We start from the raw sequence: 15,593 nt of genomic DNA on the forward strand, positions 1-15,593 counted from the left end.
TATGGACACAAGGGATTGAAAATCCCTCTTCTTGAACCAGAGACTGACACTGAGCCATGCGCATTCCACGTATCTATGAACCGGCCGCCCTGCAGGTGGGCCAGACCCTCGCCCTGTCGGAAGACGGTGCCAACCACATCGGCCGGGTGCTGCGCATGCAGCCGGGTCAGCAGCTCGAGCTGTTCAACGGCGACGGCAACCAGTACCCCGCCACCATCGCCAATGTGGGCAAGAAGTCGGTGGAGGTGACCATCGACAGCTGCGACACCCGCTCGGTGGAATCCCCACTGGCCATCCACCTCGGTCAGGTGATCAGCCGCGGCGACAAGATGGACTTCACCATCCAGAAATCGGTGGAGCTGGGCGTCACCTGCATCACCCCGCTCTTCTCCGAGCGCTGCGGCGTCAAGCTGCCGGCCGATCGGCTGGAGAAAAAACGCGAGCAGTGGCAGAAGGTAGTGATCAGCGCCTGCGAGCAGTGCGGCCGCAATACCGTGCCCGAGGTGCGCATGCCGATGGAGCTGGACGCCTGGCTGGCGGAAGAGACCCAGGAGCTCAAGCTCAACCTGCACCCGCGCGCCCCTTACAGCATCAACACCCTGCCCGTTCCTGAGCACGGCGTGCGCCTGCTGATCGGCCCGGAAGGGGGCTTGTCGAGCGACGAGATCGCCCGTACCGTGCAGGAAGATTTCAAAGAGATGCTGCTGGGGCCGCGGGTGCTGCGCACCGAAACCGCCGCCCTGACGGCGATTACTGCGCTGCAGTGTCGATTCGGCGATCTGGCCTAACTCCCGGAGCCTGCCAAGGCGGGCTCCTCTACAGAAGGAACAGCGGATGACCATTAAACTCGGCATCGTGATGGACCCCATCTCGGCCATCAACATCAAGAAGGACTCCAGCTTCGCCATGCTCGAAGAGGCGCAAAAGCGCGGCTACGAACTGTTCTATCTGGAGATGAAAGACCTCTACATGGAGGCCGGTCGCGCCTTCGGTACCATGCGTCCGCTCACCGTCAAATATGACTATGCCGACTGGTATAGCCTGGGCGAGGTGGTGGATCAGCCGCTCTCCAGCCTGGACGTGATCCTGATGCGCAAGGATCCCCCCTTCGACACCGAGTTCATCTACGCCACCTATATGCTGGAGCGGGCCGAGGATGAGGGTTGCCTCATCGTCAACAAACCGCAGAGCCTGCGCGACGCCAACGAGAAGCTCTACACTGCCTGGTTTGCCGAACACACCCCGACCACGCTCGTCACTCGCAGAGCCGACAAGCTGCGCGCCTTCCACGCCCAGCACAAGGACGTGATCCTCAAGCCGCTGGACGGCATGGGCGGCGCTTCCATCTTCCGCATGAAGGAGGATGACGCCAACGTCGGCGTCATCATCGAGACCCTCACCGAGCACGGCAGCCAGTACTGCATGGCGCAGACCTATCTGCCCGCCATCAAGGATGGCGACAAGCGGGTGCTGGTGGTGGACGGTGAGCCGGTGCCCTACTGCCTGGCCCGGATCCCGGCCCAGGGGGAGACCCGTGGTAACCTGGCGGCCGGCGGCCGTGGTGAAGCGCGTCCCCTGAGCGAAGCCGACTGGGCCATCGCCCGCGCGGTGGGCCCGACGCTGAAAGAGAAGGGTCTTATCTTCGTCGGCCTCGACATCATCGGCGATCGTCTGACCGAGATTAACGTCACCAGCCCGACCTGCATCCGCGAGATTGAAGCGGCCTTCAACGTGCACATCACCGGCATGCTGATGGATGCCATCGAGCGCCGGCTGGCCAAGGCTTAAGCTGCCCCAGCCACGACCACAGGCGATAAACAACAGAGGCGGCCCCGGGGCCGCCTCTTTTCTATCATGTTTTTGTTCTTTTCTACCTCTGCCCCGTCAACAGCGGAACTGCCCCACCTTCACCTTGAGTTCGCTCGATAGCTGTTCCAGCTCGTGGCAACTCTGGTTCAACTGGGAGGCGGCCTGTGTCGATTCGCTGGCGATGTGGGCGATATTGACCACATTGCGGCTGATGTCCTCGGCCACCTTGCTCTGCTCCTCTGCCGCCGTGGCGATGTGGGTATTCATTTCGTTGATCACGTTGACCGAGCTGACTATCTCGCCAAGCGCCTGACCACAGGCCAGCACGGTACGGTTGGACTGCTCCACTAGATCCAGTCCCAGCTCCATGCTGGACGCCGCCTGGGTGGCCCCCTGCTGCAACTTGACGATGGTCTTGCCGATCTCCTCGGTGGAGCGCTGGGTACGCTGGGCCAGGGTGCGCACCTCGTCGGCCACCACCGCAAAACCCCGGCCCTGATCACCGGCCCGCGCCGCCTCGATGGCGGCATTGAGCGCCAGCAGGTTGGTCTGCTCGGCGATGCCGCGAATGGCGTCCATCACGCTGCTGATATTGCGGCTGTCATCGGCCAGCTGGGTGATCATGGCGGCGGTGTTCTGGATCTGGGACGACAGGCCGGACATGCACTGGATGGCGTCCGCCACTATCTGGTGACCGTGCCGGGCACTCCCATCGGCATGGTGCGCCGCATCGGCAGCGTTGTTGGAGCTGTTGGCCACTTCTGCCACGGTCGCGCTCATCTGGTTCATGGCCGTCGCGGTCTGATCGGTCTCGGCCTGCTGCTGGGCGAAGCGGTGGCGGCTCTCGACACCGATATGGGCCAGCTGGGCCGACTCCCTGGCAAGCTGCTCCGCCATGCCGTTGATCTGGGTGATGAGCTCGCGAAAATGGCAGATCACCTCGTTGAGGGAGTGGGCCAGTCCGCCCATCTCGTCCTTACGCAGCACCGGTGCCAGCTTGCTCAGATCGAGATCCCGCTGCATGCCGCGCAAGATCCCGCCCATGGCAGCCAGGGGCTGGCTGACGCTGCGCCCGGCCCACACCCCGAAGAACAGGATGCAGGCGCCGCCGACCACCAGCAGCAAGATAAACAACCGGTTGAGCTGCACCCTGAGCCCGTTGAGCTCGGTCATGCTCTTCTCGGCCTCCTTCAGCTGATACTCCACCAGGGCGCTGATCCCGTCGCTGACCGGGTCGATCACCCGATAGAGCGGCATGATATGGGCGGCCAGCTGACCCTGATTGCTCCCCTGCATGTCGGCCAGGATCTGCATCACCGCCTCAATCTCCTGGTCTGCCGCCGCAAACAGCCCCTGCATCTGGTCGGCTTCCCGCTGCTCCGCCTGGCTCATCGGCTGACTGCGGTAGCCCTGCCAGATGCGCTTGATATCCTGCTGGGCGGCGCTCATGTCCGCGCGCGATCTGGCGGGGTCAAAGCCCCCCACATTGGCCTTGTTGGCTGCATCGATCACCTTGACCGCGTAGAGATCGGCGATCTGCTTGAGCTCCTTGAGCTGCACCACCTCCCCCTGATACATGGCGTTTATGCCGGTCATCAGCCGGGACATCGCCTGAGTTGCCCCGATGACCAACAACAACAGCGCCAGCAGGGGAACCACACAACCCAGAATCAACTTCTGTCTGATCGAAATACCTTCCATGGCGTTATCTCCATCCTGACTCTGGCGGGGAACCGGTCCGCAAGCGGTAAAAAGCGGTTTTGCCCGCCCCGGCTAACTGCCATAATTGACCCAAATACCTTTGCAATATTTGGCCCATATGCAAACACTGCAAAATCACTTCCTGCTCGCCATGCCGAGCCTCTCCGATCCCTATTTCGAGCGTTCGCTGGTCTACCTGTGCGAACACAGCGAAGAGGGTGCCATGGGGCTGGTGGTCAACATCCCGGTGGACATGTCGCTGGATACCATGCTGACCCAGCTCAAACTGGCGCCGCCTCCCAGTCCAGAGCTCAAGCAGCCGGTGCTGCAGGGAGGGCCGGTACATGCCGACCGCGGTTTCGTGCTGCACAGCTTCCGGCCCGGCTTCAACTCCACCCTGCAGGTGGGGGATGAGCTGATGGTCACCACCTCCAAGGACATACTGGAAACCCTGGGTACCGAGGAAGCACCGGACCACTGGCTGGTGGCGCTCGGTTATGCTGGCTGGAGCGCCGGCCAACTGGAGCAGGAACTGGTCGACGGCGCCTGGCTGGTGATCCCGCCCAATCCGGATCTGGTGTTCAAGACCCCGATCCATCAGCGCTGGCAGCAAGCCGCTGCCAGCATAGGGGTCAACCCCGTCCATCTATCTCGCGACATCGGCCACAGCTGATGCCGTTTGCCACGCATTTTGCGATGCATTTTGAGGAAACAATGCAATGTCATCACGCAGTATCATGGGCTTTGACTACGGCACCAAGAGCATAGGGGTGGCCATCGGTCAGGAGCTTACCGGCACGGCCCAGCCCCTGCGCGCCATCAAGGCCAACGACGGCATCCCCAACTGGGACGACATCGACAAACTGCTCAAGGAGTGGCAACCGGATCTGCTGGTTGTCGGCCTGCCGCTCAACATGGACGGCACCGAGCAGGAGATCACGGTGCGGGCCCGCAAATTCGGCAACCGGCTGCACGGCCGCTTCGGCAAGCAGGTGGAGTTCAAGGACGAGCGGCTCACCACCACGGATGCGCGGGCGCGCCTGTTCGAGCGGGGGGGTTATCGGGCGCTGGAGAAAGGCAGCGTGGACGGAGTCTCCGCCCAGTTGATCCTGGAAGCCTGGATGGAAGAGCAGTACGGTTGACAGACGGGGGAGAGGCAGGTCAATCCTGCCCCTCCCCCATGCCTGCATCAGGCCTTGGCCTGTTGCGAGAGCAGATCCTCCCCTTCTTCACCCTGACCGGCATGCATCATGCGGTTGAGCCAGGGCACCATCAGCGCCATCACCACCGCCACCAGCAGCGTCACCAGCCCAATCTTGCCAAACACGTCCGTGTAGATGGGCAGGGTCTGCAGCGGATCGGTGACCCCTTGCGGCACGGCGGTAAAGGTCGCCACATAGCCCCCCAGCAAGGAGGCCATCGCCTGGGTCAGGAACCACATCCCGAGGATGAAGCCCATCAGTCGCTGCGGCACCAATGCCGCCACCATGGCCAGCCCCAGGGCGCTGATCATCAGCTCTCCCAGACTCTGGAACAGATAAATGAGCACCATGAACCAGGGTGAGGTGAGCCCCTGAGCATCGGCAAACCAGATGCCGGAGGCCGCCGCAGTGAGAAAGCCGAGGGAGCAGAACAGCATGCCCAGGGTGAACTTGAGGGGCATGGTGAGATCGCGCCCCTTGCTGCCCAGCCGGGTATAGATCATTGCCAGCACCGGGCTGCCTACCACCACCCAGAAGGGGTTGAGCGCCTGGAAGCTGATGGGGTTGACGCTCATCCCCAGCATCTCGTGATGCATGTTGTTGATGGCAAAGAAGTTGAGCGAGGTCGGCATCTGGGCGTAGAGCACGTAGAACACCACGGCTTCCAGCATCAGCACGAAGGCCACGTACATCTTGTTGCGGGCCACCGCATCGAGCTTGAAGGCCTCGCGAAAGAAGAAGATCACCACGGCCAGGGTCACCGTCATCAGCACCATGTTGGCGATCACCACGTGGTGCATCAGCCAGGCGCAGAAGAAGACCAGCGCCACCGATCCCAGCAAGACCAGCAGCAGCTTGCCGTAATCAAGCGGCAGATGGTCGGGCTCGGAGCCGATGTCCCTGACCATGTGACGACAGGCGAAGAAGGTCAGCAGCGCGATGACCAGGCCCACCCCGCACAGGTTGTAGGTCACCGTATAGCCGTAGTGATCGGCGATGACCGGTGCCAGCGACAGCGAGATGAGCGAACCGATGTTGATCGACATGTAGAACAGGGTGAAGGCCCCATCCAGCCGGGGATCGCCACGCTCATAGCATTTGGCGAGCAGGCTGGCAGGGTTGGCCTTGAACAGGCAGTTGCCGACCGCGATGGTGCCCAGTGCATAGAAGATGAGGTCGGGATTGTAGATGGACATGCCGGTCATGAAATAGCCGATGACCAGCACGATGGCCCCCAGCACCATGGTGCGCTTGGTGCCCAGCACGTGGTCGCCCACATAGCCGCCCACCGAGATGAGGCCATATACCAGTGCCGAGAAGGCACCGAAAGTGATGAACGACTGCTCCTGTGAAAATCCCAGTTGCTGGACGAAGAACACCGCCAGGATCCCCTGGACGCCGTAATAACCGAAGCGCTCCCAGAGTTCGACGAAGAAGATCATGAAAAAGGGTTTGGGCTGTTGCAACAACCCGGTCGGGGCCGATGGACGCATGCTAACCTACCTGTCTTGGTGTTTTTATTGGTGTGATTGGGCCCCCCGCACGGATAAGTGTGCGCGGGCACCTCTGTCTGTGGTGGTCACCACTGTGCTCGCAGCGGCGGACGGTCAGCTGGCAGGGCTGGGAATAAGCCGGATGGCTCCTGACACGATAAGGTGGGGGATCGGGCGACTTCATGCCCGGCACAATATTCCGCAGGCGTTTGGCAACGGGCTGGCAGCCGTTTGCCCCCGTCATCGACACCGGACACTCTCGCGACAATTGTAAAAGCCGAAAAATCGACAGATGGCATGATAAGACACTGCTATTAGCGCAAACCAATAGCCGATCACACTTCACTTGTTGCAATAGGTAAAGCTTTCTAATGAAACCACATTAGTTTTATTGGTGCAAACGGATCTGTTTTTCCCGCGGCCAACCCTCTATGCATAAAAAAACGCCGGACTGGCCGGCGCTTTTCAATATGGTGTTGGCGACCCGTAGGCCGTCCGCCAAGTGCGGCGGATCAGGGGGCCAGCTGGCTCAAAATGGCATGGGCCGCGCTGATCCTGGCCTCGTTGGGGTAGTTGCGGTTAGCCAGCATGACGATGCCGATCCCTTTGGCGGGCACGAAGGCCACGTAGGCGCCAAAGCCGTTGGTCGAGCCGGTCTTGTTGTAGAGTCGCGCCCCCCCCGTCTCTTGGGACGCGGCAACAGGTTTGACCGGGTTGGCATTGTAAATCACCGCCGAGGAGTTGCCCGCCAGCAGCGTCTGCTCGCTGACGGGATAGGGGTAACTCTCCCAGCCCAGCCCCTGGGTCATCTCGCCTACCGAGTAGCACCCTTGGTGGGTCAGGGAGATGGCCTGCTGCAACGCCTTGTCATCAACCCCGCTGATGTTGGCCTTCACGAAGGCGAGCAGATCCGCCGAGCTGGTCTTGATGCCATAGGCCTCGTCGGCCAGCATGCCGGGATTGACCCTGATGGGCTTGTCCTCTTTCGAATAGCCATAGGCGTAGTCCCCCATGGCCTGCTTCGGCACATCGAGATAGGTGTGGTGCATACCCAGTCCGGGCAGAAGGGTCTGCTCCATCAACTGGGCAAACGGCTGCTGCAGGCTGCTCGCCGCCAGATAGCCGAACAGACCGATACTGGGGTTGGAGTACTGACGATGGCTGCCCGGCTGATAGGCCGGCGTCCACTGGCGATAGTAAGCCTGCATCTGCTCGACCGATTCCACCTCGTCGGGGAATTGCAGCGGCAGCCCGCCGGCACTGTAGGTGGCGAGCTCGGCCATGGTGATGCCATCAAAGGCGGAGCCCTTGAGCCAGGGCGCGTGCCGGCTCACCTTGTCCTCCAGCCCAATCGCCCCCTTGACCACGGCGTAGGCACCCAGGGTGGCGGTATAGGTCTTGCTGACCGAACCAATCTCGAACAGGGTCTGCTCGCTGACCTTCTTCCCGGCCGCCATATCGGCCAGCCCGTAGTTGAAGTAGTGGGCCTGCCCCCCCTTCAACACGGCGACCGCCATGCCCGGGATCCTGTGCTGCTTGAGCATGGGGCGGATGGCGTCATCCACCACAGCGTTCAGCGGATCGACGGGGGCCGCCAGGGAGAGCGGGGCAAGCAGCAGGGTGCCGAGGGCCAGCAGTGGCAGGGATCTGGTCTGTTTCATGGCAAAAATCTCAGTATGTTCAGGAGCTGTCAGCCTAACCGGCCAGCGTGTGCCGAGCATGAGCCTGTGTGAAGTCTGTGTGAAGTCGCCAGCCAAATCATCCAGATTCAATGAGTTATCCATGACTTACCCTCCTTGCCATGCGGCTGGCGTATAAGCTGTAGGGGCGGCATCACACAGGGAGGCGCACGTGCAGACACAACCACAAATAACCCGGCTGCTGACGGCACTGGAGCAGGTGATCCTCGGCAAGCCGTTGCAACTCAAGATAGCGCTGGTGACCCTGCTGGCCCGCGGCCACCTGCTGATCGAGGATCTGCCCGGCATGGGCAAGACCACCCTGGCCCACGCCCTGGCGCAGGTGCTGGGGCTCGACTGCCGGCGGGTGCAGTTCACCGCCGATCTGCTGCCAGCCGATCTGCTGGGGCTGCAGATCTTTGATCCCCACCAGCAGCAGTTTCGCTTTCACCCGGGCCCCGTCTTCGCCCAGGTGCTGCTGGCGGACGAGATCAACCGCGCCAGCCCCAAGGTGCAGAGCGCCCTGCTGGAGGCCATGGCCGAGGGCAAGGTGAGCATAGAGGGAGAGAGCCACCCGCTGCCCTCCCCCTTCTTCGTCATCGCCACCCAGAACCCGGCGGATCAGGCGGGTACCTACCCCCTGCCGGAATCCCAGCTCGATCGCTTCGCGGTGCGCCTCTCCCTCGGTTTTCCCACCCCGGAAGCGGAGCGTCGACTGCTGCGCGGGGCCAGCCAGAGCGCCCCCCTCGAGCGGCAGCTGGACGCCGCCGAGCTGGCCGCCCTGCAGGCCGAGGCGGCGCAGATCCACCTCTCCGATGCCAGCCTCGACTACCTGCTGGCGCTGGTGCAGCAGAGCCGCTTCGACGCCGAACTGCCGCAACCGCTCTCGCCCCGCGCCGCCCAGACCCTGCTGGCGGTGAGCCGGGCCTGGGCCCTGGTGGCGGGCCGCCGCTTCGTCAGCGTGGAGGATGTGCAGGCGGTCTTCCCCTACGTGGCCGAGCACAGGCTCAGGGGCAGCTTTGGGGTGCAGCGTGGCGAAGCCTGCCCGCTGAGCCAGCGCCTGCTGGCCCGGGTCGATCCGGATCGCCCCTGATGAACTGGCGCCAGCGCAGGGCCAGGTGGCAACAAGGCTGGCTGGCCCAGCGCATCCCGCCGACCCGCCAGATCACCCTGCAGGGGCGCTGCCTGTTCATCCTGCCCACCCGGCTCGGCCTCTGCTATCTGCTGGTGATGCTGGCCATCTATCTGCTCGGTACCAACTACCAGAACAACCTGGTGTTGCTGGTGGCCTACGGCCTCGGCAGCCTGTTCATGGTCACCATGTGGCTCACCCACCGCAACCTGCTGGGACTGGCCCTGCTGGGGGGGCCTGCCGTGCTGGGAGAGACGGGCAGCCCCCTGCCCATCCCCATCACGGTGCGCAGCGAACGGCCGCTGCAGGCACTGCAATTCTCCCTCAATGAAGGGCGGCTCTGGCTGGCGCAGGTGGATGCGGTGCCGCAACCCCTGCTCCTGCCGGTGCTGGGCCCCCGGCGCGGACGCCTGCCGCTGGAGAGGCTGCGGGTGGAGAGCCGCTACCCCCTCGGCCTGTTTCGCTGCTGGACGCTGCTGGACCTGCAGCTGGAGGGCTGGCTCGCTCCGGCCCCCGAGTATGGCCCCCTGCGCGGGGAGACAACGACCGATGCGACGGGCAACCGGGGGCAACCCACTCCGGCCTCGATGGGGGACTTCGACATGCTGCGGGCCCACCAGAGTGGGGAGCCGCTGAGCCGGGTCGCCTGGAAGCAGCTCGCCCAGGGACGCGGCCTGCTGGTGAAGCAGTTCTGCGAGCCGGGGCAGGATGATACCCACCTCAGCCTGCCGCGGGTCGGCGGTCGGGAGCTGGAGCAGCGGCTGGCGGTGCTCGCCTGGTGGTGTGACGACTATGCCAAGCGGGGCATTCCCTTCAGCCTGACGCTGGCGGGCCAGACGCTCGGGCCGGACAGCGGCGCCGTCTTTTTGCAGCGCTGCCGGCTGGCGCTGGCCCGCGTCGATGCCGTGGCGTCGCCGCAGGAGACCGACCTCGATGCTGCTCGATAACCGGCGTCTGCTGCCGCTGCTCGCCCTGCTGCAACTGCTGCTGATCCCGGCACTCTGGCCCCAGTTGCAACTCTGGGTGGTGGCCGTTTCACTGCTCACCCTGGGCGTGCGGGCCATGATGCTGTGGTGGGGCTGGCGTCCGCCGCCCGCTGCCGCGCTGGCACTGCTGGCCATGCTGGGCGTGGCGCTGCTTGGCTGGCAGTGGCGCCAGCTCGGCACCCTGCCGGCCCTCATCAACCTGCTCTGGCTCGGCTACGGCCTCAAGCTCATCGAGGTCCGGCGAGAGCGGGATGTGGAGCAGGTGCTGCTGCTCGCCTTCTTTCTCGTCGCGCTGGCGCTGGTGCAACGGCAAAGCATGGGGTGGGCCCTGGCGATGACGGGGGCGCTCTGGCTGGCGGTCACCACCTTGCTGGCGGCTGTGCAGCCTCTCGGCCAGCGGCTGTGGCGCCGGGCCGGGCTCATCCTGCTGCTGGCCATCCCCCTGCTGCTCACCCTGTTTCTGCTGCTGCCAAGGCTGGCGCCACTGTGGCAGATGCCGAGCAGCAGCCGCGCCCTCTCCGGCCTCTCGGAGGAGGTGGCCCCCGGCGACATCAGCGAGCTGGTCAACTCCTCCGAGCTGGCCTTTCGCATCACCTTCGCCGCCGCGCCGCCCCCGCCAAAGGAGCGCTACTTTCCGCTGATGCGCCAGGAGCTGTTCGATGGCCGGCGCTGGTTGCTCAGCAAGCAGGTGCGCCGCTGGCAACAATCCCAATCCGTGCAGATGCTGCCAGCGGCCAACCCGGCGACCCCGCTGCCCGCCGGCAGTTATCAGGTGATCGCCGAGCCCCAGCGCCTGCGCTGGACCCTGGCCCAGGCCAACCCCGAGGTGTTGAGCGGCCCGGTCACCTTGAGCCCCCTCGCCACCCTCTATCGCCAGGATCGGGGGGATGGCCGCGTCAGTTACCGGGTCAGCACGGCCGCCATAGCGCCACCTGCCGATGACACTGCCCGTCGCCTCAACCTGCAGTTGCCCGCCGGTGGCAACCCCAAGGCCCGGGCCCACGCCCTGGCCCTCAAGGCCCGCCATCCGACGCCAGAGGCGCTGGCCGCCGCCCTGCTGGGCGAGTTTCACCAGGGCGACTTCTACTACACCCTGCAGCCGCCGCGGCTGGGACAAGAGGGGGTGGATGACTTTCTGTTCGAGAGCCGGCGCGGCTTTTGCGGTCACTACGCCACGGCCACCGCCTTCGTGCTGCGGGCGGCCGGCATCCCGGCCCGGCTGGTGACCGGCTACCTCGGCGGCGAGTGGAATCCGAGGGGCAACTACCTGGAGGTGCATCAGTTCGATGCCCACGCCTGGGTGGAGTATCTGGATGAGCAGAACCGCTGGCAGCGGCTCGACCCCACCGCCGCAGTGGCCCCTCAGCGCATCGAAGGGGGCATGACGGCGGCCCTTGGCGGTGAGTTCGCCGCCGCCGACCCCCCATCTTTGCAGCGCTATCGCAACTGGGCTTTGCTCAACCAGTTGCGCTGGTGGGGGGCCAATCTCGACTACCAATGGACCCGCTGGGTGCTCAACTATGATGCCGCCAGCCTGTGGCAGCAGCTGGGACAACGCTGGCCGGTGCTGGCCGGCCATACCCACTGGCTGATCCTGGCCGCCCTGTTGGGGGTGGCCAGCCTGGTAGGTAGCCTGCTGATCTGGCGCGGCCCGGCTCCGCTCCCCCTGCGGCTATGGCAGCCTCTGCGCCGGCGCGCCGCCCGCCACGGCTGGCAGCCCTTGGCGGGAGAGAGCCTGGCCAGCTGGTGCGAACGCCTCGCCGGCCTCAGACCCTCTCTCGCGCGGCCGCTGCAACAGGGCGCCTGGCTCTACCGGCGCTGGCGTTATGCCCCCTTGTCGGCGGCGCAACGTCACCGCACCTTGCGCCAGCTACGGCGACGACTCCGTCAGATCTGCCAGCGCTGGGATGCCCACAGCTGACGGCGGTGCAGCGTCAACACACCTTGCACAAGGTGCGGCGACGGCAGCGCCAGATCTGCCGGCACTGGGATGCCCACAGCTGACGGCGGTGAAAACGGTGCCCAAACAAAAGGGGAGCCACTGGCTCCCCTTGTTGTCAGACAACGGCGACTGCGAGGCTTATGCCTGCTTGCTGCTTTGCGCCGGATTGTCCCAGATCCCCTCTTCCAGCTGGCTGCGGATCTCGGGGTACTTGTTGGCATCGAAGGTGGGCACCTTGCCCAGCTTGAGCTGGTCGTTGTAGTCCCGCGCCAGCTTGATGGCCACCCCGGAGAGCAGCAGAATCGCCACCAGGTTGACGATGGCCATCAGCCCCATGGAGACGTCCGCCATGGCCCACACGGTCGGCAGCTCGCCCACCGAACCGAACATCACCATGCCCAGCACGAACATCCGGAACAGCATCAGGCCGCCCTTGTGGTTGTGCTCGAGGAACACCAGGTTGGTCTCGGCGTAGGAGTAGTTCGCTACGATGGAGGTGAAGGCGAAGAAGAAGATGGCCGCCGCGATGAAGATGTTGCCACCGCCACCGATCTGGGAGGAGAGCGCCCGCTGGGTCAGCTCCACCCCGGTGATGCCGGAGCCCGGTTCGAACTGGCCGGACATCAGGATGATGGCGGCAGTACAGGTACAGATGACGATGGTGTCGAGGAACACCCCCAGCATCTGCACATACCCCTGGGAGGCCGGGTGCGGCGGATAGGGGGTCGCGGTCGCGGCGGCGTTGGGAGCGGAGCCCATACCCGCCTCGTTGGAGAAGAGACCGCGCTTGATGCCGTTGATCATCGCCTGGGAGATGGCGTAGCCCAGCGCACCGGAGCCGGCCTGCTCAAGACCGAAGGCGGACTTGATGATGAGGCTGAACACCCCCGGCAGCTCGCTGATGTTCATGGCCACTACGAACAGCGCCATCAGGATGTAGGCCAGCGCCATGAAGGGCACGACCAGCTCGGCGAAACGGGCGATGCCGCGAATGCCGCCGAAGATGATGAGACCGGAGAGCACCACCAGTGCCAGACCGCTGACCCAGTCGGGGATGCCGAAGGCCACGTTCATCGCCAGGCTGATGGAGTTGGCTTGTACTGCGTTGAACACCAGACCGAACGCCAGGATCAGGCAGAGCGAGAACAGCACCCCCATCCAGCGCATGCCGAGCCCCTTCTCCATGTAGTAGGCGGGGCCGCCACGGTAGTTGCCGTCCTCATCCTTGACCTTGTAGAGCTGGGCCAGGGTGCTCTCGACGAAGGCGGTCGCCATGCCGATGAAAGCGATCAGCCACATCCAGAAGATGGCACCCGGGCCACCCAGATAGATGGCCACCGCCACCCCGGCCAGATTGCCGGTACCCACGCGGGCGGCAAGGCTGGTACAGAGGGCCTGGAAGGAGGAGATGCCGGCGTTGTCTGATTTGCGGCTGTTGCGCAAGACGGAGAACATGTGGCCGAAGTGGCGGATCTGGATAAAACCCAGGCGGAAGGTGAAGAAGATGCCGACGCCGATGAGCAGGTAGATGAGCACGGCTCCCCACATCAGGTCGTTAATCATTGCGATCAAGGTGTCCATATTTCTCTCGTTGTTATCACATCCATGGTCAGTCTGCGCTGACCCCTTGCTGTCTGTTTCTGAATTTGCGGTTCACTAAAGGGGCGGAATCTAGCATAGCGAGGGAGTTCAGAATAGTGATCGGGATCACTGCGGAAACAAAAAACGAGCGATCCAGTGCATTAAAGCTTCATTTAACTCGCAAAATTTCAACAAAACTGAGAATCCAATCAATCAGCCGACAAATTAGACCCAAAAGAGCACTTTTTGGCAATTATCTACATAGAGGTAGAGCAAGCAGAGAAGGGGGCAAACCATTACGCAAGCGTTTATCCATCCGGGCAACCAAAACCCCCTTGTTTCGCCAAACGTTTTACACGTAATAAAATTTCAAGAGGCTGATCGGACAATTTTTGTGATCGATGCCACAAAACCGATAATCAACCAAAAAAGTTGTTTTTGGCAGCCGTTAAATTCACTCCGGCAAAAAGGATAAAAGTCGTTTTTTATCAAATACTTTTAACCACTCTTTCCCACTGCGGCCAGGGAGTGGCTGATAAGCATACAGCCCCCCCTATTGCAGGATGAGCCACATCCGTATTAATTAGGCAGGCAATGACGATGGGACACACCCATCGCGCTTTTCTGAGCCTGAGTCGCCGGGATTTTGTAATTTTATTTCAGAACTGTCGTCTCACGCCCGCCACCCCCGAGCCAGCACCCTCAGCAGGAGAGTGCGCCCTCATAAAGAGATGATATTTGCCATGGCCGATAAATTAACCCAGCTGAAAGCCCTGACCACAGTTGTCGCCGACACCGGTGATATCGAAGCCATCAAGCGCTACCAGCCCATCGATGCCACCACCAACCCCTCTCTGGTGTTGAAGGCATCCGAGATCCCCGAATACGCGGCGCTGATCGAAGACGCCATCAACTGGGCCAAAGCCCAGAGCCAGGACAAGGCACAGCAAATCATCGACGCGGGCGACAAGCTGGCGGTCAACATCGGCCTGGAAGTGCTGAAAATCGTCCCGGGCCGCATCTCCACCGAAGTGGATGCCCGTCTCTCCTTCGATACCCAGGCCAGCATCGCCAAGGCCCGCAAACTGATCCGTCTCTACAACGAAGCCGGTATCAGCAATGATCGCATCCTGATCAAGCTGGCCTCCACCTGGGAAGGCATCCGTGCCGCCGAGGTGCTGGAGAAAGAGGGTATCCAGTGCAACCTGACCCTGCTGTTCTCCTTCGCCCAGGCCCGTGCCTGTGCCGAAGCCGGCGCCTTCCTGATCTCCCCGTTCGTGGGTCGTATCCTCGACTGGTACAAGGCCAAGCACAACCGTGACTACACCGCCAGCGAAGATCCGGGCGTGGTTTCCGTCACCTCCATCTACGACTACTACAAGCAGCACGACTACCCGACCGTGGTGATGGGCGCCAGCTTCCGCAACACCGGCGAGATCCTGGAACTGGCCGGCTGCGACCGTCTGACCATTGGCCCGGCCCTGCTGGAAGAGCTGAGCAAGACCGAAGGCGCCGTGGTACGCAAGCTGAACTACACCGGCGAGCGCAAAGCCAAACCGGCTCCGATGACCGAAGCCGAATTCCGCTGGGAACTGAACCAGGACGCCATGGCCCACGAGAAGCTGGGCGAAGGCATCCGCATGTTTGCCATCGACCAGGGCAAGCTGGAAACCATGCTGGCCAGCCGCCTCTGATGAGAGCCGTCATGAGCCGATGAAAACCGGGTTCCCGCAAGGGAACCCGGTTTTTTTATGGGCGCCGGACCCTTGTCATGTGTTCGTCACGAAAACGTTTTATTTTCAATGCCGTTATGTTATACGGATGGTGAAAACGAGAATAACCAAGGAGGGAGCCATGGAAATGTTCAACTTCGAATATGACGATGTAGTTGAGCTCGGTTCACGTAGCCGCGGGACAACGGGAAAGAAACGTAAATGGCGTGAGATTGAGGCGTTGAAAGACAAGCACCGCCTGCAGAAGGAGCTGCAATCCATCGACATCGCCTACGAAGGTCTCTCAGACGAGATCGAACTGTAAAAACAAGGCCCCGGTTAACCGGGGCCTTGTT

Annotated in this window: 13 protein-coding genes; 9 read left to right on the plus strand and 4 right to left on the minus strand. The window is 62.8% G+C overall.

Annotation, left to right across the window (positions count from 1 at the left end; genetic code table 11):
* The first annotated feature begins 56 nt into the window (after nt 1-56).
* Both rsmE and gshB read left to right on the plus strand, forming a co-directional pair.
* Nucleotides 57-788, plus strand: a complete 732-nt coding sequence (gene rsmE, locus R2E40_RS16500; protein ID WP_017778459.1) for a 16S rRNA (uracil(1498)-N(3))-methyltransferase — start codon at nt 57-59, stop codon at nt 786-788.
* A gap of 46 nt (nt 789-834) precedes the next feature.
* Entirely contained in the window at nt 835-1,788 is a 954-nt protein-coding gene (gene gshB, locus R2E40_RS16505; RefSeq protein WP_318163931.1) for a glutathione synthase, read from the plus strand.
* A gap of 96 nt (nt 1,789-1,884) precedes the next feature.
* Here gshB and R2E40_RS16510 read toward each other — a convergent pair whose 3' ends face one another.
* On the minus strand, nt 1,885-3,510 hold the full coding sequence (locus R2E40_RS16510) for a methyl-accepting chemotaxis protein (RefSeq protein ID WP_318163932.1): 1,626 nt from the start codon (nt 3,508-3,510) through the stop codon (nt 1,885-1,887).
* Nucleotides 3,511-3,628: 118 nt separating this feature from the next.
* On the opposite strand from R2E40_RS16510, the gene R2E40_RS16515 reads away from it, so the two are divergent.
* Nucleotides 3,629-4,183 (plus strand): YqgE/AlgH family protein, encoded by a 555-nt coding sequence (locus R2E40_RS16515; protein WP_162516571.1) that lies wholly within the window; start codon nt 3,629-3,631, stop codon nt 4,181-4,183.
* A gap of 46 nt (nt 4,184-4,229) precedes the next feature.
* Nucleotides 4,230-4,652 (plus strand): Holliday junction resolvase RuvX, encoded by a 423-nt coding sequence (ruvX, locus tag R2E40_RS16520; RefSeq protein WP_011706917.1) that lies wholly within the window; start codon nt 4,230-4,232, stop codon nt 4,650-4,652.
* Nucleotides 4,653-4,699: 47 nt separating this feature from the next.
* On the opposite strand, the gene dtpB is transcribed toward ruvX, so the two are convergent.
* Nucleotides 4,700-6,205, minus strand: coding sequence for a dipeptide/tripeptide permease DtpB (dtpB, locus tag R2E40_RS16525; RefSeq protein ID WP_011706918.1), 1,506 nt, complete (start codon nt 6,203-6,205; stop codon nt 4,700-4,702).
* A 512-nt stretch (nt 6,206-6,717) separates the two neighbouring features.
* Entirely contained in the window at nt 6,718-7,866 is a 1,149-nt protein-coding gene (ampC, locus tag R2E40_RS16530) for an FOX/MOX family class C beta-lactamase (RefSeq protein ID WP_318163933.1), read from the minus strand.
* Nucleotides 7,867-8,056: 190 nt separating this feature from the next.
* On the opposite strand from ampC, the gene R2E40_RS16535 reads away from it, so the two are divergent.
* The 3 genes from R2E40_RS16535 to R2E40_RS16545 are packed head-to-tail and all read left to right on the plus strand — an operon-like array spanning nt 8,057 to nt 11,923.
* Nucleotides 8,057-8,977: an AAA family ATPase gene (locus R2E40_RS16535; RefSeq protein WP_318163934.1), complete on the plus strand. Its 921-nt coding sequence runs from the start codon at nt 8,057-8,059 to the stop codon at nt 8,975-8,977.
* The gene (locus R2E40_RS16540; protein WP_318163935.1) at nt 8,977-9,963 is read left to right on the plus strand and encodes a DUF58 domain-containing protein; all 987 of its coding nucleotides are present in this window, start codon (nt 8,977-8,979) and stop codon (nt 9,961-9,963) included. The genes R2E40_RS16535 and R2E40_RS16540 overlap by 1 nt, the downstream gene beginning before the upstream one ends.
* Nucleotides 9,950-11,923 carry a DUF3488 and transglutaminase-like domain-containing protein gene (locus R2E40_RS16545; RefSeq protein ID WP_318163936.1) on the plus strand — a complete coding sequence of 658 codons (1,974 nt, stop codon included), beginning with the start codon at nt 9,950-9,952 and terminating at the stop codon, nt 11,921-11,923. The genes R2E40_RS16540 and R2E40_RS16545 overlap by 14 nt, the downstream gene beginning before the upstream one ends.
* Nucleotides 11,924-12,082: 159 nt before the next feature.
* On the opposite strand, the gene R2E40_RS16550 is transcribed toward R2E40_RS16545, so the two are convergent.
* The gene (locus R2E40_RS16550) at nt 12,083-13,525 is read right to left on the minus strand and encodes an alanine/glycine:cation symporter family protein (protein WP_049046172.1); all 1,443 of its coding nucleotides are present in this window, start codon (nt 13,523-13,525) and stop codon (nt 12,083-12,085) included.
* A 743-nt stretch (nt 13,526-14,268) separates the two neighbouring features.
* On the opposite strand from R2E40_RS16550, the gene tal reads away from it, so the two are divergent.
* Both tal and R2E40_RS16560 read left to right on the plus strand, forming a co-directional pair.
* On the plus strand, nt 14,269-15,219 hold the full coding sequence (gene tal / locus R2E40_RS16555) for a transaldolase (RefSeq protein WP_016351598.1): 951 nt from the start codon (nt 14,269-14,271) through the stop codon (nt 15,217-15,219).
* A gap of 160 nt (nt 15,220-15,379) precedes the next feature.
* Nucleotides 15,380-15,562, plus strand: a complete 183-nt coding sequence (locus R2E40_RS16560; RefSeq protein ID WP_016351599.1) for a DUF3545 family protein — start codon at nt 15,380-15,382, stop codon at nt 15,560-15,562.
* Nucleotides 15,563-15,593: the final 31 nt, after the last annotated feature.

Source organism: Aeromonas sp. CD (genome assembly GCF_033349375.1).
In the GTDB taxonomy this organism is placed as follows: Bacteria; Pseudomonadota; Gammaproteobacteria; order Enterobacterales; family Aeromonadaceae; genus Aeromonas; species Aeromonas hydrophila.

What these genes read in the sequence shown, in the direction of transcription:
- rsmE (WP_017778459.1), top strand. Translation starts at nt 57, where the DNA reads ATGCGCATTCCACGTATCTATGAACCGGCCGCCCTGCAGGTGGGCCAG.
- gshB (WP_318163931.1), top strand. Translation starts at nt 835, where the DNA reads ATGACCATTAAACTCGGCATCGTGATGGACCCCATCTCGGCCATCAAC.
- R2E40_RS16510 (WP_318163932.1), bottom strand. Translation starts at nt 3,510, where the DNA reads ATGGAAGGTATTTCGATCAGACAGAAGTTGATTCTGGGTTGTGTGGTT.
- R2E40_RS16515 (WP_162516571.1), top strand. Translation starts at nt 3,629, where the DNA reads ATGCAAACACTGCAAAATCACTTCCTGCTCGCCATGCCGAGCCTCTCC.
- ruvX (WP_011706917.1), top strand. Translation starts at nt 4,230, where the DNA reads ATGTCATCACGCAGTATCATGGGCTTTGACTACGGCACCAAGAGCATA.
- dtpB (WP_011706918.1), bottom strand. Translation starts at nt 6,205, where the DNA reads ATGCGTCCATCGGCCCCGACCGGGTTGTTGCAACAGCCCAAACCCTTT.
- ampC (WP_318163933.1), bottom strand. Translation starts at nt 7,866, where the DNA reads ATGAAACAGACCAGATCCCTGCCACTGCTGGCCCTCGGCACCCTGCTG.
- R2E40_RS16540 (WP_318163935.1), top strand. Translation starts at nt 8,977, where the DNA reads ATGAACTGGCGCCAGCGCAGGGCCAGGTGGCAACAAGGCTGGCTGGCC.
- R2E40_RS16545 (WP_318163936.1), top strand. Translation starts at nt 9,950, where the DNA reads ATGCTGCTCGATAACCGGCGTCTGCTGCCGCTGCTCGCCCTGCTGCAA.
- R2E40_RS16550 (WP_049046172.1), bottom strand. Translation starts at nt 13,525, where the DNA reads ATGGACACCTTGATCGCAATGATTAACGACCTGATGTGGGGAGCCGTG.
- tal (WP_016351598.1), top strand. Translation starts at nt 14,269, where the DNA reads ATGGCCGATAAATTAACCCAGCTGAAAGCCCTGACCACAGTTGTCGCC.
- R2E40_RS16560 (WP_016351599.1), top strand. Translation starts at nt 15,380, where the DNA reads ATGGAAATGTTCAACTTCGAATATGACGATGTAGTTGAGCTCGGTTCA.